Below are 18,751 nucleotides of genomic sequence, written 5' to 3'. Positions count from 1 at the left end.
AATGACCGAACAGTTTGATCCCAGCGCTTTTCTGTCCACCTGCAGCGGTCGCCCTGGCGTGTACCGCATGTTCGACAGCGACGCGCGCCTGCTTTATGTCGGCAAGGCCAAGAATCTCAAGAAGCGCCTGGCCAGTTATTTCCGCAAGACCGGCCTCGCGCCGAAGACTGCGGCCCTGGTGGGGCGCATCGCGCAGATCGAAACGACCATCACGTCCAACGAAACGGAAGCACTGCTGCTTGAGCAGACGCTGATCAAGGAATGGCGCCCGCCCTATAACATCCTGCTGCGCGACGACAAGTCCTACCCGTACGTGTTCCTGTCGGACGGAGCGTTTCCGCGCCTGAGCATTCATCGCGGGGCCAAGAAGGCCAAGGGGCGGTATTTCGGTCCTTACCCCAGCGCTGGGGCCATTCGTGAAAGCCTGAGCCTGCTACAGAAAACCTTCTTCGTTCGCCAGTGCGAGGACAGCTACTACAAGAACCGCACCCGGCCGTGCCTGCAATACCAGATCAAGCGCTGCAAGGCCCCGTGTGTCGGGCTTGTCGAGCCCGAGATTTACGCTGAAGACGTACGTCACTCGGTGATGTTCCTGGAGGGACGCAGCAATGCGCTGACCGACGAGTTGTCAGCAGCGATGGAAGAGGCATCGATCAACCTCGAATTCGAACGCGCCGCGGAGCTGCGCGACCAGATCGGGCTGCTGCGCCGTGTGCAGGACCAGCAGAGCATGGAAGGCGGCAGCGGCGATGTCGATGTCGTTGCGGCGTTCATCAACCCCGGCGGCGCCTGCGTCCACCTGATCAGCGTGCGCGGCGGCCGTGTTTTGGGCAGCAAGAACTTCTTCCCCCAGGTCGGTATCGAGGAAGACGTGGCCGAAGTCATGGCGGCTTTTCTCGGCCAGTACTACGTCAGCAGCCCGGAGCGCGATTTGCCCAGCGAGTTGATTGTCAACGTGGTGCATGAAGACTTCCCGACCCTGATCGAGGCCATCGACAAGCTCCGCGGTCGCGAACTGACCATCAGTCACCGTGTGCGCGGCACTCGGGCGCGCTGGCAGCAACTGGCCGTGACCAACGCGGAACAGGCGCTAGGCGCGCGCTTGGCCAACCGCCAGCATGTGGCGGCGCGATTCGAAGCCCTTGCCGATGTCCTCAACCTGGATGAACCACCGCAGCGACTGGAGTGCTACGACATCAGTCACTCCAGCGGCGAGGCGACGGTAGCCTCTTGCGTGGTGTTCGGTCCGGAGGGGCCAATCAAGTCCGATTACCGACGCTACAACATCGAGGGCGTTACGCCGGGCGATGATTATGCGGCGATGCACCAGGCGCTGATGCGGCGCTTCGGCAAGCTGAAGGACGGCGAGGGCAAGTTGCCGGACATCCTGCTGGTGGACGGTGGCAAGGGCCAGTTGTCCATGGCCCGCGACGTGCTCAATGAATTGTCGGTCCCGGATCTGATTCTGCTGGGGGTTGCCAAGGGCGCCACGCGCAAGGCCGGTTTCGAGACCCTTTACCTGAACGACGCGGCCCACGAATTCACCCTGAAGGGAGACTCGCCGGCGCTGCACCTGATCCAGCAGATCCGCGACGAAGCCCACCGTTTCGCGATCACCGGCCACCGCGCCCGGCGTGGCAAGACTCGCCGTACGTCTACGCTGGAAGGCGTGGCGGGGGTTGGACCGACGCGCCGGCGCGACCTGTTGAAACATTTTGGTGGCTTGCAGGAGCTGTCTCGTGCCAGCATCGAAGAGATAGCCAAAGCACCCGGTATCAGTAAAAAGCTCGCAGAGTCGATTTATGCGAACCTGCATAGCGAGTAGAATGCCCGTCAACCTCGTAGCCAGTTGTGCCGATGAATATCCCAAACCTGATTACCGTTCTACGCGTCCTGCTCATCCCGATCTTTATATTGCTGTTCTATTTGCCGTACCATTGGAGCTACGTGGCTTCCGCCTCGGTCTTCGCCTTCGCCGCCGCAACAGACTGGCTCGACGGCTATCTGGCCCGCCGCCTGGAGCAGAGCACGCCATTCGGCGCGTTCCTCGACCCGGTGGCCGACAAGCTGATGGTCGCGGTGGCGCTGGTGCTGCTGGTGCAGGAACACGGCAACCTCTGGCTGACCTTGCCGGCAGCGGTGATCATCGGACGCGAAATAGTCGTATCGGCCCTCCGCGAATGGATGGCCGAACTGGGCGCCCGTGCCCAGGTCGCGGTATCGAACCTGGGCAAATGGAAAACCGCCGCACAAATGCTGGCCTTGGTTATCCTGTTGGCGAACCCTTCGGACTTCAGCTTCTGGGTGCTGTTGGGTTACGCATTGCTGCTGGTGTCCGCAGGCCTGACATTGTGGTCAATGGTCCAATACCTGCGCGCCGCCTGGCCGCACCTGCGGACTGACGTTGATCCGAAATAAAACTTTTTTGAATCAAAGGGTTGACGGCGTGTTTTGAATCTATAGAATGCGCCACACCAAGACGCGGGAATAGCTCAGTTGGTAGAGCACGACCTTGCCAAGGTCGGGGTCGCGAGTTCGAGTCTCGTTTCCCGCTCCAAATATTGCGCTACAGAGTTCCACTGAATTCTGTAAGTGATTGAAATCAGGGCCTTTAGGCCCTTTTTCGTTCCAGCGGGAACCACTGAAATCCAGCACTATCCGGTGCGTTTAAGTCCAGGATTGAGTCCAGAATCCTGACGCGTACCGAATCGGTTTGATGCTGGAGCAGTTTGCGCAACGAGATGAGCATCTGGCCCTGACTCTGTTCAGGAGCTCGCGATGGCACTCTCAGAAATGACAGTTCGGCACGCCCGAATCACCGGTAATGACTACACCCTCGGCGATAGTGATGGTCTCACACTCAATGTGACGGCCAGAGGCGGCAAAGTCTGGCTCTTCCGCTACTACTGGGCGGGCAAGCAGAAGCGCATGTCCCTCGGTAGTTATCCCCAAATTGGGCTTAAAGAAGCCCGTACCCGTCGTGATGAAGCCCGTACCTTGGTTGCCCAGGGCATCAATCCCTATGAGCATCGCAAACAACAGCGGCTTGCTGTTCATGCTGCGAAGGAGCACACCTTCGAGGCTGTGTTCAATCAGTGGGTGGAGTTCCGCAGGCTGAGCCTGAAGGAAGGGCGTCAAAGCACGCTCTCGCAGATCTTGAGAATCTTCAGTAAAGACGTCCTGCCCCTACTGGGTGGGCGGTCCATCTACGATATCAATCGTCACGATCTGCTGGATTTACTGAGCAGGATCGAACAGCGCAAGGCCTTAACGACCGCTGAAAAATGCCGGACCTGGTTCAACCAATTGTTCCGCTATGCGCTGGTGAAGATCGAGGGGCTCGAACACAACCCGGCTTCAGACCTCGATGTGGTCGCACTTCCCAAACCTCCCGTAACGCACAACCCGTTTCTCCGTATGGACGAGCTCCCGGCATTGATGGCTGCTCTTCGAAATTATGGTGGCGCAAACCAAACCCGCCTTGGCCTTCGATTGTTGTTGCTGACCGGTGTCCGCACGGGCGAGCTGCGGTTGGCGACGCCCGACCAGTTCGATCTGGAGAAGCGTTTGTGGGTCATACCGGCGGAGGTGGTGAAGCAGCTCCAGCTAGCGATGCGAAAGCCAGGTAAGCAGATCCAAAACGTACCGCCCTACATTGTCCCGCTGTCGGTTCAGGCGCTGGAGATCGTGCGTCACTTGCTGGACCAGGTTGTCCCGCGCAGCGCTACTTGTTTGCGCATCGAAGTGATCTGAACAAGCGTATCAGTGAGAACACACTGAATGGCGCGTTGCGTCGGATGGGGTATGCCGATCAACTCACTGGTCATGGGATGAGGGCGACGATCTCGACGGCGCTGAACGAGATCGGGTATCCAAAGGTTTGGGTGGATGCTCAGCTTTCTCATGCGGATCCGGACAAGGTGAGCGCGGCCTACAATCATGCGGAGTATGTCGAGCAGCGTCGGACCATGATGCAGGATTGGGCGAACCGTCTGGATCTTTGGGGACAGGGCCAGCTGAAAGCGGCAAGCTCTCCGCTGACCATTCGTTTAGAAGGTGCAGCTTCGTTACCTTCGTTGGAAAGCGCGAACGCAAACGCCGTTCTGTACAGCAGTGGCTTCCCAGCGACGTCGGTCCCAGCCTCCAAAATGTCCGTCAGCAACGAACCGGTCCTTAACGCGGCTCAGTATTCACCGGTCCTACCAGCTCCAACGCAGACTGAACAGCTGCGCGAACCCCAAGTATCAGACATACAACGTCAGCGCGCCGAGATGCTCGCCACCTATGAAGCTTCGAATAATTTGCCGTTGCTTGTCTTCGCCAAACTGGCAGGCAAATCCCGAGATCAGATCAACCGCGATATCAAGGCTCGGCGCCTGCTGTCTTTGAGCCTAGGGAATCGCGGTCAGCGCATTCCCGATTGGCAGCTTGATCCACTGCGGCACAAGTTGGTACTTGCCGCACTAGCGCAATTTCCGGATGTCGATGCGTGGAGGCTTTATGGCGCCCTTTGTAAGCCTCATGAGCGATTAAAAGGTCGCGCGCCAATCGATGTGCTCAATATGGCAAATTTCGACGGGACCGCACGAATCGTTTGCAGTGCGCTGAGTTCAAGCTGAGATGCTGTCTTCGTGCTGCGATAACGGATGTCGCTGCTTGCTTGGGACTATCTAGCTCGGGCACACCCCGAATGCGTGGACTTCACGATGCCTGAGGTGCGGCGGAGGCCTAGCGTTGGGCATTGTTCACTAACCGTAAAGGGGCGATAGGTACGTTTAACATGAACTGATTCTTCACCATCTCCGTGCTCAAGCCGGCAGCAGCAAGCACACGATTCCAAGTCGTATAGTCCAGTAAGTCGATTGCGCGCTGAACGAGGAGGGGGGACTCCATCGGAATCAACTCGTCAAACTCTTCGCTTTTCGTAAACCCTTTACGCGCGAGGTAGGTAAAGCCGCTCTTCGCTTGATCGGCAGTTAGCAGATCCAACGCACGAGCCCGATACATTAATGCCTTGAAGCTAACTTTCCATCGAAGTTTTAGCTCTTTGAGCGCTGTCCAGTTTAGGTACTTCCCTCTCATAGTTGGGAATTCGGCTGCGAAGCTTGCTCGTGGCATCAAGAGTGCACTGGCGAACTGGTTGGCTTGTTCCTCAGTTTCACGACACCCTGTCTCGATCCCTTGGTGCATGACTAGATGGCCGAGCTCATGAGCCAGGTCAAACCGTTGCCTTCCAGGGTTGGCCTTGGATGTATTGCGAACAATTAAAGGACGCTTGTTAAAGAGAGAAAAAGCATCAACTCGGTCATCAGCGTCTGCAAGGTTGACCACCAGAACGCCAATCTTCTCTGCTAACTTTGTCACATTCGAGAGTGGGCCTAAGCCTAATCCTTGTTCCCTGCGAAATCGCTCTGCTACTAATTCAATCTTGCCTGCACCGGTGACAGGTTCATCAAGGGCAGCGAAGTCCACGATAGGAAATGCGACCTCTTTGTCCAGCTCATCAACCAGCAACTCGAACATTTCCACTTGGGCGGCGATGGTTTTTTTGAGAGTTAGAGTCGAAGCTCGAACGCTCCGAAAATGGCATTGCTCTAGCTCGACGCCACTTTTTCGGGGGGCAAAGAAAAAGTTTTCTTCAACACGCAGGACTTCGCAAAGCCGCTCCAGTTGATTGGGGGAGGGTATCGCGTTGACCTCAAGTTTGTGCGCGTACTGCCTGGTAACACCAAGTAGCTCACCAATCTCAGCAAGGGATCGCCCCGCCGCACACCTGGCGAGGCGGAGCTTGTCGGGTGAAAACTCGTCACCCCAAGGCAGAAGGCCTGTCGTGTTATTCATCTTTCGAGTCAGTATTTTTCATTTCTGTCTGTGCGGCGTCTTTGTCGCGACGGATTGGTAGCGAGTCAACAATCTCAACGACTGGCGACAGTGCGGTCGTGCGAACCGAGACCAGAGGCTCGTAGTTGTGAACCCATTTGCAGATTACATTCCGGTTCGTGTCGAAACCCAGGATTGAGACTGTCAGGGTCGGCCCATCAGGGTTGCGGTCACTATCTACGTATACCCGCCAAGTGAGGTTTGTAGTGGTCAACTAATCCCGGACACGACGTTAAGTTTTTCCTCGGCCCGCGCTGGTGCCAACCCATCATTGAATTGATGAGGCCGAATCCAGTTGTAGCGATGCATCAAAAAATGGCTGATATCACGCTGTGCTTCCTGCGCAGTCCTATAGCCCACGGTCGGTATCCATTCTGTTTTCAAGCTGCGAAATACGCGCTCCATCGGTGCGTTATCCCAGCAGTTTCCTCGTCGACTCATGCTCTGGCGCATGCGGTATCGCCACAACCGCTGGCGAAAGAGTCGGCTTGCATATTGCGATCCTTGGTCCGAGTGGAATAGCAGATCCGAAGGCCTGCCACGCTGCTCATAGGCCATACCCAGCGCCTTGATCACCAATTCAGCGTCTGGCTTTTCCGACAGCGCCCAACGCACGATCCGACGCGTACAAAGATCCAGGACTACAGCCAGGTAATGCCACTTTCCTTGCGCCCAAATGTAGGTGATATCGCCGCACCAGACTTGATTGGGCGATGGCACGTCGAATTCGCGATTCAATGTGTTCGGGATATCCAGTCTTTCTACTGTGGCGCGTTTGTAAGCGTGGGAGCCAGGTTGTTTGCTGAAATCAAGCTCGCGCATCAAGCTGCGCACTTTGAATCGACCGATCTGCTCACCATCTTCCCGCATCAGCGACAAAATGCTGCGACTGCCCCCAGCACTGCGACTTTGCGAGAACAGCTCACTGACGCGGCTACGCAATCGAAGCCGTTCAACATCGGGCGTGCGGCGCCGCAGGCGCTGGGCGTAGTAACACGAGCGGGTCACGTCAAACACCTTGCACAGCCAATCGACCGGCTCATGGGCGCTCAACTGGTCAATCAGCGCGAACGCTGGTGATCTTCCGACATCAAGAGCGCGGTAGCCTTTTTTAATATGGATTTCTCTCGCTCAAGCCGAGCGATCCGGGCCTCCAGTTCCTGGATTTTCTGCTGCTCTGGGGTCAGCGCCTTGCTCTGCGGAGTGACGCCTTGGCGCTCTTTCTGAACCTGCTCAACCCAGCGGCGCAACGCTGACTCGCCAATACCGAGTGAACGGCTGGCTTCGATGTAGCTGTAGTTTTGCTTGAGCACGAGGTCGGCAGCCTCGCGTTTGAATTCAGGAGTAAAGGAGCGGCGTTGTTTGGTCATCTGACACCTCGATCTGGCGAGCATTCTCGCCTAAATGGGTGTCCGGTTTCATTAGACCACTACAGTTGCCATCGTTGGCTGGCCCGAGAAGGCTGTCGTGATATCGCTCAACTTGGTTCTTCTGTAAACGATGTCCTTTCTTGCGTAGGTCAGGGTCATCAGTCATGAACTGCATCAAAACTCCATTGACGCTGACCGTGTAATCCAGTGTTTTGTTGACGAGCCGAAACCAAGAGAGGTTACCCTCACGTTGAAGACGTATGAAGCGACCATGGATGCGCCCATAAGGAAAAACGCCTCGTGTCCAATTGGTGTCATCGTCTGTCGAAGTGGCTTCCAGTGCCTTATACGCAGCGTCCAAGAGATTATTGAAAACGACACCGAGGTGGGCTCGGCTGAGCTTAGGCTCAAGCTCGCTTGGATGCTGGAATTCTGGCATTCGGCTCTCCGAAAAGCGTGCAAATATTAAGTAGTGTCAACCGACATTTTTGTGCATTTTCTATTGGTTGTCAACCACTCGGGGCGTTGGCGTACTGAGACTACTCCGGCCGTGACAGCTGGCTTTCATCAGCAGTTAAGAGATTTGAATGAGGACGAATTGCTTGCCCAGGGTAGTCTCAATGGACGCGCAGATGGCACTGAGCTATGTTCGCTGCAAGATTACGTGCGAGCCCGCGCGATGACTTAGGACAGGGGTTGGTACAATGATTTACCAATGCAATGGATGCAGCAGGACTACCTTCGAGACGGCATGCCCATGGTGCATGGGCTCCCAGGTTTCGCCGTCATCAGAGCTTACTTTGCGGCACCTCACTCCGCTGGATCCTTCGTTCTACCCCGATTTTCAATACCGATCCAAAGGCTTGATTCAAGACTTCTTCGGTAAGAAGAAAGAGCAAGCCCAGCTCAACGATCTTCTGAACAACGTCTTGAGAAAATATGCGGAGTTGAAGCATCCATACTTCACAAATTTCATTCACACGACCCGCGAGAGTGCGAGTAGTAGTGATGACGCGGGCGTGCCTGGCCCACGCTTGGATGGTGTGTACAGCGAGAGGGAGCTTTTCAGGGAGGTTTTGATTCGCAAAGGCTTTGACGAGCTTGAAGGGCTTCCATCTCTCATGGACAAGCTGCTGCAAACAACCACCTTCAACTCGGTCTATCTGGGTTTCTCGAGAGAGCTGACCCGCCACATTCGAGCTGATTTAACCGACACCTTGCGCTCCTGGATTGAAGAGGCCGGGACAACGTTTAGGTCTGACTTGGCCCTGTTCTACTACTACCTTTGGGAAAATGATGTTGCTTTTCCCAATGTCCAATTTAACCCCCAGGCTGCCTCCACATCTGGCATACCACTTCTTTCACTACAGGTTTTTCGAAACGGTCTGAGCCTCTGCGAGGAGATTTATTTCGACATTCTCGTCGAGCGACTGGGGTCTCAGCTGGAGCATTTCAATCCGAACCAATTCATCACCATGTACCTGGTGGATGCCATGGACGGATTTCAGTTCGAAGCCTTTCTGGTTGAGATCTTTCAGACCATCGGCTATGACGTCAAAGAGACCAAGAAGACTGCTGATCAGGGCGCCGACCTTTTTGTTACCCGCTTCGGTAAAAACATGGTCATCCAGGCTAAGAACTACTCTGGCTCTGTAGGCAATGCTGCTGTGCAGCAGGCCATCTCTGCTAAAGCCTTCTACGGGTGTGACGAGGCCATGGTCGTCACGAACTCCTACTACACGAAATCAGCGAAAGAGTTGGCCAGCACGGCGGGCGTGCGGCTAATCGACCGGGATGGGCTTCAAAGCTACCTTGATGACTACAATCAGAAGCTCATCGAGGTCTTCCAGGCAGAGGAACAAAGTGCCTAGAGATGGATCCTTTGGAGTTCATCAACATAAGCAGCAGGGCGGCGTCACGGTGCTAGGTTAGTTCGCCGGAAGCTGACCGCGTGCGAGCCCAGGAATCATCTTTACCCCTCAAGTTAATTTTTTACGTCAGTGTCAGAAGCTGGCTTGACCCCTAAGAGCAAGGAATCACCACGCATAGGCGGAAACCGCCCATAACTTAACTCAGAGGCCACAGAGCGTGACGATAAGGTTGAATCGCCTTTGGTGGCAGCATTTGGCTCCCAAATCGATGCATCGTCGATTAGTTGAAGTGGAGCAGCTACTGTCGGGCTGGTGTAACACTGATTATGGGCGCCACTGGCTGAAGGTTGCTCGAATCCCAGGACAAGTACTTAGGCTTCTTCCCGGCCAACTTATTCCCGTAGTGCACCTAGTCGCTCTCGGTAGCCGACTAATTTTCATTGTCCCCCAGCAACCAGTGAGGGTTGGGCATAGGTTCGTGGGCGAGCGCGACTTTGCTTCTGGGCGCCCTCTTGCTGAAGGCGAAATAGCTATAGGACCTTTGATCCAGCTGGATATAGTGAGCGACGAGGCGCTCATCAGTGCAGTCAAAGAACTTCGACTCGAAGCACACGTTCCGGGAGTCAAGGCTCCAAGCATTATTTTTACCATTCCAGCACACTACCTGCTCTCACCCGAACGATGGCCTGACAAAGCGTACGCGCTTTATCAGCACATTTTTGGAATGGGTAATTCCTATCCCGACGATGGTTTCTTCTATGTGGGGATAACCAAGCGACGATGGCAAACCCGGTGGGCTGAACATCTTCGAGCAGTGGAGAAGGGAAGCAATCTACATTTTCATCAAAAATTTAGAGAGGAGAGGGAAGCGGGAAGGATTACTTACATCCATCATAAGGTGATGGCGATCACGGACGACCTGGATAAACTCTACAACACTGAGAAATTTTTGATCGAGGGACACTGGGATGATGAGCGAAGGCTCAACATGATCCCAGGTGGCAAGGCTGGTCTCCGATACCTTAGGGAACATTCAATACTCAATGACGGAGTAATTGCTACACCGGATGAGCGAGACGGTGTCGTGGATGCGTGGCTCACTGGCCATCAAGGGAAAAGCCTTCCTCCCATAACTATCGCCGACAGGTGGCAGGACGAGGCTTGGGCCGCCGCCCAGATATGCAGCCGTTCAGACCGCCTTTCAATACTCCAAATCACGGCTATTCGTGACTTAGCCACCAGCCATTGCCCGCAAGAGATTGCTAAGAGAACAGGGGCGAGAGTCGACCAAATCCAAAGCATCATCAGCGGGAATACTTATTCGAGAGTGAAGGGGGTTCCATAACCTAGACGTAGTCGTCGTCGCTGCAGATGAGCAGTGGATCCCCAGGTTGAAAGTCCTAAAATTTGCCCAGGATGGTCAGCCACGAAATTATTCTCATGACTGACTTAGGTGAGCTGGGTCACGCAACTCGTTTTGAGTATCCCTCCATCCAGTCCGCAAGGGATCTCATGTCAGCTTCAAGTTGCGCCAACTCAGGTGGAACGGCTGGAAGATCATCCGCTTGGGAGTGCTCATATACCGAATACCTAGTCATTAGATCATCGATCAGATCGCAATCTTCTTGGGTGACATTGCTGACCTGCCTGAGAAGCCCTTTGGTCATCACTTCTCTACGGAATCGCAGCACGACGCTGTTTAGCATGACCACCTCCACGGTGCGCTCCACGATTATTCGGAAATCGCTGCAGACACTTTTGGCCATAAGATCATAGTTTTCCGCTTCGCCCTCTGCTTGATGCCTCTTGAGCTTTTGTAACGATTCATTCAGCAACTTGTTGATAGCTTTTTGGGGCTTTGAGTCGCGAGCACTTTGCCCGGTCAGAATTCCGGAGATTTTGTCCATGCGCCGAAGGGTCTGAACCTCATGTACTATGTCAGGAAGATCCGGGTGCTCTTTGATTTTTTTCACGGCATTGTCCAGCAGCGTGACCAGAGACAACCTGTGAGTGAAAATGATTACTTGGCGGGTCTGCGCAAGGTCGACGAGGCGTGCGACAACCCGTTCCTCAAAGTCTTGGTCAAGTGAAGAGATAGGATCGTCAAAGATGAATGGGGCTACCTGGTTTGAGCCGGTTATGTCCGCTAGGAAAGCCGAAAGCGCGACAATCCGAGTTTCACCTTCACTAAGAATCTGCTCCGGGGGACGCGCTCCTTTTGCACCAACGAGCGCTAGCCCAAAAGTCGTTCTTCCCTTACCGACCGTCTTGCTCTGAGGGGCTACGGGGAGCCTTGAGCCGCCTAGTAGTTTGAGTTCTTGAGCAAAGCGTGTCTGATAGCCAGCTTCCACTTCAGATTTCGCCAGCTCATTGTTCTTCGTCGTCAAAGTATTTGTCGCTGCCAGCCGAATTGCTTTTCCGTACTGATCAACTGCCAGCAGCCGGTCTCGTTCAATCAAGATGATTGGCTTGTTTTGCGAAAGCCACTGCATGGCTTTCAGCCTAAGGAGTCGCTCTTCCATCTGCTGCCGCTTGCCGTCTTGCAACAGATCGTTCAGCGATTTCTCTTCGTTGGTCAATAACTCGTTTTGCTCGGCTAGTGCTTGATTTACCAGTGACCAGTCGAATGCGGCAACACTTCCGATTTGGTCTGCGGTATCGAGATCACTGCGCCTTTTAACCAAGGCTATGTGCAGGTCAATGGCCTTCTGTTGCTCCAGCTTGAGCAGAGCCATGTGAGCCAACCAATCTTGCTCTTTTGGCGACTGAGGTAGGGCACGGATAAGCCCTTTATGCTTGTCTTCTGCTTGCTTGGCGGCGAGCTCTAGTCCCTCTGTCACGAACTGCTCAAAGTGCCGTAGTCTTTCGCTGGCATCCTCGTTGAGATCCTGCTGACAAAGTACACACCTGGCTCCTTCTCCGATAACAGGGAATGGTTGTCCGGGATAGGCGTGAGTTTGAGAGAACAGCCGTGCTTGAGTCCACAGCTGCTGCCATGTGGCCTCACCAACCCCTTCAAGTGGGCTTTCAGCAAAAAGTTGTTGAGAGAATTTCTGAGCAGCCTGTCGCTTCAATTTTGCATCAGAGTGAGCCCCCACGATGGCGTGCGCCGCCTCGACGGAGAGCTTTTCCTTGAATTGATTCGTGGCCTGCTCTACGGTTACCAGTCCCAGTTTTTCTTTGTTAATTAAGGCCAGTCTTCCTGCAACGTCTTTCTGTGCCAGCGCACCTTCGATAGCAATTCGCTCAGCATCTTGCTCTTGGGTGTACTGACAAGCTTTATCGATGGTTGCCGTGGTGGTTGTCGGCTTCAGACCTGCTAGCCACCTACTTTCTTCAGTGGCTACTAGGTCTACAGGGAATTGGGGTAATGTGCTGACCAAGGCGTTTTTCGAAGCTGTCAGGTGCTGGTTAACACGGTCTGATATGGCAATTAATGATGATACGAACCTCATTTGACTAGGCTCGTAGCTGGCCTCATTTTTACCCATGTAGTGGGCAGCCGTTTTGGAGTCAAAAATCTGGGCGTGGCGAAGCCTTGCGTCCGCACCATCTGCAAGTGTCCACGGGATTTTTCCTACCTGTCCTCCTACGGAGATTTGGAAAGTCGCTCGGCAAGCCTCCGGCTCTTCGACAAACACATTGGGGTGAATCTCGTCTTTTGATCTTGAGCCACAAGCTTGTTTGAGTAGTCGTGCGTACCCACTTTTTCCTGAGCCGTTCTGGCCATAGAAAACGGTTATGTTACCAGCACAAAAGGGTAGTGCTGCTCCTGATTTCACCGCATTCAGCCCATAGACATCTGTTATGCCGTCTATACGAATGGCTGGGCGGTTGGCGGCAAGAGCCAGAGAGCCGGGTGTCACTGTACCGAAGCCAGGATCTTCGCCTTTTTTTGATTCGGTGATACAGAGCCGAGCCAGCTCCGCGACCTGGTCATCCGTTGGAGGCTTTTTGGTTTCAATGAGATTCTTGGCTGCTGTTTGCAACCAGCGGTTTCTCTCGCCAAGCCAGCCTTCAAATGCATCAACAACAGGTACATCTTCCTCGCCCAACTCTTGAACGCCAGTCATTGAGATCTCTCCATGAAATACCGTGAGAAAGCAAGGATAGACCAATGCTGGCGAATTGCCTTGAGCATGGGTAGGGCTGGTACCACGCTCCAATGGGAAGCCCCAGATGGCGGAAATGTAATATGGCGTGCCGGCACGGAGAACGCATTGGCCAGAGTGGTCGCGGTATTCGGTGCGGCGAAGCGGCACTGCGCCGATCTCTTTCCAACCGCCGGGCCAACCGTGTGAAAGTGCTGGTGCATGATGGCGTCGGTATCCCGCGCTCGACACTGGCGCAGTGGGTGGGTCAAACCGGCGTGCAGCTTCAGTCGCTGGTCGATGCGCTGCGCGAAGCAGTGCTGGCCCAGCGCGTAGTCCACGCCGATGAAACACCGGTACGAATGCTGGCTCCAGGAGAGAAGAAAACCTACCGCGCTTAGGTCTGTGCCTACAGCAGCACGCCATTCTCGGCACTCAAGGCTGTGGTCTACGATTTCAGCCCCAGTTGTGTCGGCGAACATGCGCGTAACTTCCTGGCCACATGGAACGACAAGCTAATTTGTGATGACTCGCCGGCTACAAGGCCAGCTTCGAGTTGGGCATCACCGAAATCGGCTGTATGGTGCATACTCGGCGCAAGTTTTACGACCAGCACGTGGAGAACAAAAGCCAGTGGGCGGAGCAGGCGCTTCGCTCGATTGGCGGGCTGTACGAATTCGAGCGACACGCTAAGGAAATGAGCGGCGAAGACAGGTGGCGATTACGCCAGGAAACAGCAGCGCCCATCGCTGAAAAACTTCATGAGTGGATGCCGGCCCAACGCGAACGTGTACCCGAGGGCTCGGCTACGTCCAAGACCCCGGATTACAGTATTAAACGCTGGGTAGCGCTGACGCACTACCTGGAAAATGGTGCTGTGCGGTGCTTACTGCATCAAGTTCATCATTGAACATTGGGGCCACTGAGAGGCGGCAAGAGTACCGTTCAGTGGCGGGTGTGCCAGCGTTGACTCTGCGTGTTGAGCTCTTTTGGGAGGCTTCGGACGTTTATGCTTTTTCCACTTTAAGGAAAGGATTATCGGCAGGTACCGGCCCAGCTTCGAATAAGAGTGCTGGATTTTCTAACAAATAGCCTTTGAGGGTTCCTTTTTTTCTTGGACCTTTCACCTGACAGATCCAGATGTTCAAACCATCATCACGCTTTAGGTGGGTTTTCAGTTTTTCGAATTGCTTCTGCACCCATCGCCATTCCTCACCTGCGGAATCGGTCCTCAGTGAGATGCCCGGAAACTCCTGAACGTAGCGCTGAAAAAGGCCAGGCGTGACCAGGAACACAGTGCCGCTCACCGTATGGATTTTGGCCTTGCTGTCATTGATGATCAGCTTGTGGCTTAGGATGCCTTCCTTGACCCAACTGAGGAATGCCTGGCCTGGGCTATCCGATTGAAGCGTTGAAGTTTCGACAGCACTTTCTGACAGTGCGTTTCTGGCCTCAGGCTCTTTCAATTCGAACATGTCCAGCAGCGTGCCGAGGTAATCGGCATCCTCTAGTGCCAAGGTATCCGGCTGCGGTTGACTTTGATCTGATCTTGTACTGGCTGTCTCGGTCGTTGGTGTTGGTACCGGGGTGTCAGTTGAGTGGTCATGGGTCGCAATGCTCACTGTTCCGCTGAAAGCCTCAGGCCGGTCTTCGTTCCCCCAAATCAGTGCTGGTTGGAGGCGCAAAAAGGTAAAACTCTGCTGCCAGTTCCCCTGCGCGACAAGCGCAGTCCAGATGGCTTTGCCTTCCGGCGTGGACTCAACCAATCCATGCGATTGTAGCTCGTCGAACACCGCGAGATTGGACGAGGGAATGCCTTCAATCGATTGCAACAGCAGATAGGCTCGCAGCTTGTCCGTGACCGTCTTGCTGACGAGCCAGAGCGCGTCTTGGGTCAGCCATCCCGCGGCACCTGGCTGGTTGAGTTTCAGTTCGTGCTGAACCAGATGACGCAGTCCGCTGATCAAGTGATGTTGCAGCGAATGAATCGGTGCTTGCAGCGCCTTGCTCGGGTTACCACCGATGTTCTGTGCGGTGGAAACACGGTCTGCCTGCATCACCAGCTCACCAAGCACGCCGGCACGTTCATACTGACCTGCTAGGACATACAGCAGGTTGGCCCAGAGCGATGGAAATCCACTGAGCCAATCGAGGATTGTGCGGTCGAGAATTCGGGTGTAGAGCAATCCTGCAGCCGCGCCGTGCAGGTGGTAGTCGCGCCCCTTGAGGTAGCGAAAACGGTAGGGCTGATCCAGGGATCCCTGCCAAGGATGCCAGACACGGCCGTCCTGGCGTTCGACCAGCAGGTCCACAGCGATCTTGCCGATGTCATGGAGCAACGCGCCATAGGCGATGCCAGCCGACCAAACGTCAGTCTGGGCGGCTTGGTCTTCAGGTGCGGCGCCGGTGGGAAGCAGATACGACTGACGCAATTTCAAACTACAAGCGACCAGTTCCAACCCATGGTCGAGCATGCCGCCAAGATAAGCATGGTGGTGCGTCTCGCTGGCTGGAAGCTGCTGGACCAGCTCGGCGTAGCGATGGATCGGATTTAAATAGAGCTGGCTGAATTGCGGATGGGAGAGGGCGGTGTACTGCCAAATGCGATCAAGCAACTGGCGGCGATGCTCGGCTGCTAACAAGCTCTGGGACGATTCGATGGGTAGGTACCCATCGGCGACATTTACGGTTGGTGGCGGAGGAGGCTTTTGCCTTTTGTGCCGAAACAGACTGAGCATCATGGTCCTCCCGGGAACTGGCAGAGTCAGTGGCCTTTTAGCCTTTTCGGATAGGGCTCTTACCCTTGACTCCCCATTCCCTTCCAACCCTTACCGGTCCTTTTGCCGCGTACCCCTTTGTGCGGCAATCGGAATATCGATTTGTCCTGGTGCCGTTTTGTTGGATGCGCATGCTGGTACGAAAAAGGAAAGTGTCGGTACACTGCGGTGCGAATTTTATCGGGTCTTGCCATGAACCTCACTGACGCCACGCTCATACTGCTGCTCGCGGCACGTATCCATGGAACAGACGAAGCCGTCAGGGCCTCGGCGAAGAGCGTGGTCAAGAAGCTACCGCGCAGCAAACGTGATCTGATCTACAAGGTGATCGATAGCCGGAGTCCGCTCGATCTGGTGGATTACCTGGCGGAGAATCTGGATACGTAACGGAGTACTGCGGTTACGGGATTACCTCATGTTCTTTGCGTCAGAGCTCCGCAGTGTGGGGATTTTTCTGGGCATAGAAAAAGGGTCCAACTCGTGTTGGACCCTATGAAGCGTTTGCAGCGGTGAGGTGACGATCAAGCTCCATCTTTCATGCATCGCGAGTCATCCATTACCGTCTGCTTCCGTTGCTGCTCCAGGTTGAGCACATACTCCGAAGCGCATCGGGCCTGGCCACTGGCGCGGAAAATCGCGCGGTTGTCAGCCTTGAGCAGGCCGAGCCAGGAATCGATATAGCCCTCGTGCCGAAGCTCTCCCTGTATACCGGCGTAGGCACATAAAAAAGCGGCACCCATTTCGGCGATCAATTCTTCGAATGCATAGTCTGACGAGCCGAATGGACAAGGAGAGGTTACGCCCTCGCGTTGCAATCGAGAGGGGTGTCCGGTCCAGTGCGTCAGCTCGTGAAGTGCGGTGGCGTAGTATCCACCTTGGTTGTGAAACTGCGCTTTTGTCGGCAGTTGGATGAGATCCCTGATCGGGTGGTAAAAGGCTTCGTCAGCAAATCGATGAATGATATTTGCGCCTGAACTTCGCAACAAATTTTCTGCAGCTGCGTTGGGGAAGAAGGGATCGCTCGGTTCCGTCTCGAGCAAGGTTTCGTTGAGCGTATCGAGCCCCTCCGTTTGCTCGATGTTGAACAGAAAATGCGTCCTGAGAATGCCAAAGTGAGTGACCTTGGGCTGACCGTTTTCATCGAGTACGGGTTGGCCTGACTCGGTCTGTTCCTCGCGCTCCATCGGCTTGTAAAGCACTGTCAGAGTGCTGTGCTCACCCTTACGGATGTGCCCGCCGGCTTTTTTGGCTTGGTTGAAGGTCAGCCAGCGGTCTTGAGTGAACCCCTGCAACCTGGCCTCGGCCCAGAGCAACGGTAAATTGATGCCCGAATAGGGACGCTGCGTGATGGCGTTGATGGGATAGGGCTGGTGATGAGCTACGTCAGTTGAGCCATTTGAGGACCAGGGTTTGATCCAGGGCGCTACGCCTTGGTCTAACGCGGTAACGATCTTGTCTGTGACGTCTTGGTAGATATTGCGCATGGCATTTCCCTCGAAAAACCGGAGGAACGCCTTGCCCGTCGGGGAAGGTTCCCCGGTGGGTGTTGATTGGATTGGTGCAGGACTGAGTACAGCCTGAGTTGGAACAGTGGCCGGGTATGGCCGTTTGCGTTTAGCGTTGCTGCTCTTCGGCAAGTGCTATCAGTAAGGCGTTAGGTTGGTTTGATGCCTGAAGTAGGCTGAGGCTCAGTCGCAGCAATGGTTTATGTTCTGCATCACTCACTGAGCCGAACTTGGCTACCTCAAACACCACGTAGGGTGCGTTTGGATCGGCCAGATGAGCTTTGAAGGCGGCGTGTACGATGTTGCTCAGCCTATCGAGCTGCAGTTTTTCAGGATGATTTGAACCGTCGAGCAGTACTGCGCGTTGCCACGCGTCTGGAGTGAACACAACGGGCAAGTGCAGATTGTTCAGTGCTTCGGGTGTGAGTGAGTCGGACATGGTATGCCTCCGTTGATAGCGCGAAGAAACCTGTCCCATAGGGGAAAGAATTCCCCGCGGTGGGTTGAAGAAAAACAAGAGGGGTTAGGACGAGCCGAGCTCGAAAGACGCTCGGGAGAGCAGTAGGCGTTCATCACCGTGAAACGTGACCGTGCGAGCCACCGAACGCTAATCGCACTTGGGGGAACCATCACTGGAGTGACGTAGCCTCAAAGACTCTGGCTACCTGGGAAGGTGCTGTCGATAACAGCGATCCGTATCCTCTATGTAGCTGGATGATTTGGATGGGTCAACGGCCTTAGAGGCGCTGTTGTACGAGGTGCGTCTTCTGTCTTCCAGTGAAGAGTTTTCGACCGAATAAGCTGATAAACGGTTAAGCATGGGCGGTTTTCAGTAGTAGGCTGTAATCTCGATTTCCACAGGAATACGCTCAGAAGAGGGCGCAATCATGCCGGCTCAGCAGCCACTTCAAATCTCCCGCACACACCGCTGGGCATATGCATGCGGTATGTTCGCCAAACGTGGTTATCGCAGCTTGAAAGGGTTTGAGTCTCGTGTGGCCAAGCGTGCAGTGACGGCAGGTTTGCCTGCGGGTAATTTACTCGTTCGCGGGATCTTTCTGCTTGCCCAGGTGGCCCTGTTCGGTGCACTTCTTTTTGTTAGCTTTTGGTTGTTTCTGCTGGTGTGCACATTCGTCGCATTAGCGGCTATCTCAGTTCAAGATTCAGACACTTCAGATATTGATGATATCGATGATCCAATTCACAGAGCGTCTTGGCCTGAGCGGTACGATAAATGGGGTTCACTGAAGTAACCTC

The 18,751-nt window shown here is 54.7% G+C and carries 13 protein-coding genes, 1 tRNA gene and 2 pseudogenes; 9 read left to right on the top strand and 7 right to left on the bottom strand.

Going from position 1 to position 18,751, the window contains the following annotated elements; translation table 11 throughout:
* The first annotated feature begins 1 nt into the window (after position 1).
* The 4 genes and pseudogenes from uvrC to J3P89_RS16675 all read left to right on the top strand — a co-directional run bounded on the left by uvrC (position 2) and on the right by J3P89_RS16675 (position 4,619).
* Positions 2-1,825 carry an excinuclease ABC subunit UvrC gene (gene uvrC, locus J3P89_RS16690; RefSeq protein ID WP_434568865.1) on the top strand — a complete coding sequence of 608 codons (1,824 nt, stop codon included), beginning with the start codon at positions 2-4 and terminating at the stop codon, positions 1,823-1,825.
* A 32-nt stretch (positions 1,826-1,857) separates the two neighbouring features.
* Positions 1,858-2,418 (top strand): CDP-diacylglycerol--glycerol-3-phosphate 3-phosphatidyltransferase, encoded by a 561-nt coding sequence (pgsA, locus tag J3P89_RS16685; protein WP_030141409.1) that lies wholly within the window; start codon positions 1,858-1,860, stop codon positions 2,416-2,418.
* Positions 2,419-2,481: 63 nt separating this feature from the next.
* Positions 2,482-2,557: transfer RNA gene (locus J3P89_RS16680), tRNA-Gly, on the top strand.
* 221 nt (positions 2,558-2,778) lie between these two features.
* Positions 2,779-4,619: pseudogene (locus tag J3P89_RS16675) on the top strand (tyrosine-type recombinase/integrase).
* A 109-nt stretch (positions 4,620-4,728) separates the two neighbouring features.
* On the opposite strand, the gene J3P89_RS16670 reads toward J3P89_RS16675, so the two are convergent.
* From J3P89_RS16670 to J3P89_RS16660, 3 genes are all read right to left on the bottom strand, one after another.
* On the bottom strand, positions 4,729-5,841 hold the full coding sequence (locus J3P89_RS16670) for an ImmA/IrrE family metallo-endopeptidase (protein ID WP_434694965.1): 1,113 nt from the start codon (positions 5,839-5,841) through the stop codon (positions 4,729-4,731).
* 249 nt (positions 5,842-6,090) lie between these two features.
* Positions 6,091-7,250, bottom strand: a protein-coding gene (locus J3P89_RS16665) for an IS3 family transposase (RefSeq protein WP_434694964.1) whose coding sequence is annotated in 2 segments (ribosomal slippage) — positions 6,091-6,995 and positions 6,995-7,250 — 1,161 coding nt in all. Because the reading frame shifts where the segments join, the coding sequence is not laid out codon by codon here.
* A complete protein-coding gene (locus J3P89_RS16660; protein WP_434694963.1) occupies positions 7,219-7,689 on the bottom strand; it encodes a hypothetical protein in 471 nt (156 codons plus the stop codon). The genes J3P89_RS16665 and J3P89_RS16660 overlap by 32 nt, the downstream gene beginning before the upstream one ends.
* Before the next feature lie 265 nt (positions 7,690-7,954).
* Between J3P89_RS16660 and J3P89_RS16655 the strand changes: the two genes are divergently transcribed.
* Together J3P89_RS16655 and J3P89_RS16650 are read left to right on the top strand one after the other, a co-directional pair.
* Positions 7,955-9,121, top strand: a complete 1,167-nt coding sequence (locus J3P89_RS16655; RefSeq protein ID WP_434694961.1) for a restriction endonuclease — start codon at positions 7,955-7,957, stop codon at positions 9,119-9,121.
* A gap of 478 nt (positions 9,122-9,599) precedes the next feature.
* Positions 9,600-10,466 (top strand): hypothetical protein, encoded by an 867-nt coding sequence (locus tag J3P89_RS16650; RefSeq protein ID WP_434694960.1) that lies wholly within the window; start codon positions 9,600-9,602, stop codon positions 10,464-10,466.
* Between the two features lie 118 nt (positions 10,467-10,584).
* On the opposite strand, the gene J3P89_RS16645 is transcribed toward J3P89_RS16650, so the two are convergent.
* Positions 10,585-13,194, bottom strand: coding sequence for an AAA family ATPase (locus J3P89_RS16645; RefSeq protein ID WP_434694959.1), 2,610 nt, complete (start codon positions 13,192-13,194; stop codon positions 10,585-10,587).
* A gap of 251 nt (positions 13,195-13,445) precedes the next feature.
* Between J3P89_RS16645 and tnpC the strand changes: the two are divergent.
* Positions 13,446-14,092: pseudogene (tnpC, locus tag J3P89_RS16640) on the top strand (IS66 family transposase); the annotation flags it as partial.
* Between the two features lie 127 nt (positions 14,093-14,219).
* On the opposite strand, the gene mobH reads toward tnpC, so the two are convergent.
* A complete protein-coding gene (gene mobH / locus J3P89_RS16635; protein ID WP_434698013.1) occupies positions 14,220-15,950 on the bottom strand; it encodes a MobH family relaxase in 1,731 nt (576 codons plus the stop codon).
* Positions 15,951-16,181: 231 nt separating this feature from the next.
* On the opposite strand from mobH, the gene J3P89_RS16630 reads away from it, so the two are divergent.
* Positions 16,182-16,376, top strand: a complete 195-nt coding sequence (locus J3P89_RS16630) for a DUF7740 domain-containing protein (protein ID WP_026067412.1) — start codon at positions 16,182-16,184, stop codon at positions 16,374-16,376.
* 134 nt (positions 16,377-16,510) lie between these two features.
* Here J3P89_RS16630 and J3P89_RS16625 read toward each other — a convergent pair whose 3' ends face one another.
* Together J3P89_RS16625 and J3P89_RS16620 are read right to left on the bottom strand one after the other, a co-directional pair.
* Positions 16,511-17,473, bottom strand: a complete 963-nt coding sequence (locus tag J3P89_RS16625) for an ArdC family protein (RefSeq protein ID WP_434694958.1) — start codon at positions 17,471-17,473, stop codon at positions 16,511-16,513.
* A 130-nt stretch (positions 17,474-17,603) separates the two neighbouring features.
* On the bottom strand, positions 17,604-17,933 hold the full coding sequence (locus J3P89_RS16620; RefSeq protein ID WP_434694957.1) for a hypothetical protein: 330 nt from the start codon (positions 17,931-17,933) through the stop codon (positions 17,604-17,606).
* A 448-nt stretch (positions 17,934-18,381) separates the two neighbouring features.
* Between J3P89_RS16620 and J3P89_RS16615 the strand changes: the two genes are divergently transcribed.
* Entirely contained in the window at positions 18,382-18,747 is a 366-nt protein-coding gene (locus J3P89_RS16615; protein WP_434694956.1) for a DUF3742 family protein, read from the top strand.
* Positions 18,748-18,751: the final 4 nt, after the last annotated feature.

Origin of the sequence: Pseudomonas sp. Z1-14, assembly GCF_051132005.1 — a bacterium.
Lineage (GTDB): Bacteria > Pseudomonadota > Gammaproteobacteria > Pseudomonadales > Pseudomonadaceae > Aquipseudomonas.
The sequence above is the reverse complement of the archived record's forward strand: the minus strand, read 5'-3'. Positions and strand labels throughout refer to the sequence as shown.

Coding starts and splice junctions, on each gene's coding strand:
- uvrC (WP_434568865.1), top strand. CDS start 2: ATGACCGAACAGTTTGATCCCAGCGCTTTTCTGTCCACCTGCAGCGGT.
- pgsA (WP_030141409.1), top strand. CDS start 1,858: ATGAATATCCCAAACCTGATTACCGTTCTACGCGTCCTGCTCATCCCG.
- J3P89_RS16670 (WP_434694965.1), bottom strand. CDS start 5,841: ATGAATAACACGACAGGCCTTCTGCCTTGGGGTGACGAGTTTTCACCC.
- J3P89_RS16660 (WP_434694963.1), bottom strand. CDS start 7,689: ATGCCAGAATTCCAGCATCCAAGCGAGCTTGAGCCTAAGCTCAGCCGA.
- J3P89_RS16655 (WP_434694961.1), top strand. CDS start 7,955: ATGATTTACCAATGCAATGGATGCAGCAGGACTACCTTCGAGACGGCA.
- J3P89_RS16645 (WP_434694959.1), bottom strand. CDS start 13,194: ATGACTGGCGTTCAAGAGTTGGGCGAGGAAGATGTACCTGTTGTTGAT.
- mobH (WP_434698013.1), bottom strand. CDS start 15,950: ATGCTCAGTCTGTTTCGGCACAAAAGGCAAAAGCCTCCTCCGCCACCA.
- J3P89_RS16630 (WP_026067412.1), top strand. CDS start 16,182: ATGAACCTCACTGACGCCACGCTCATACTGCTGCTCGCGGCACGTATC.
- J3P89_RS16625 (WP_434694958.1), bottom strand. CDS start 17,473: ATGCGCAATATCTACCAAGACGTCACAGACAAGATCGTTACCGCGTTA.
- J3P89_RS16620 (WP_434694957.1), bottom strand. CDS start 17,933: ATGTCCGACTCACTCACACCCGAAGCACTGAACAATCTGCACTTGCCC.
- J3P89_RS16615 (WP_434694956.1), top strand. CDS start 18,382: ATGCCGGCTCAGCAGCCACTTCAAATCTCCCGCACACACCGCTGGGCA.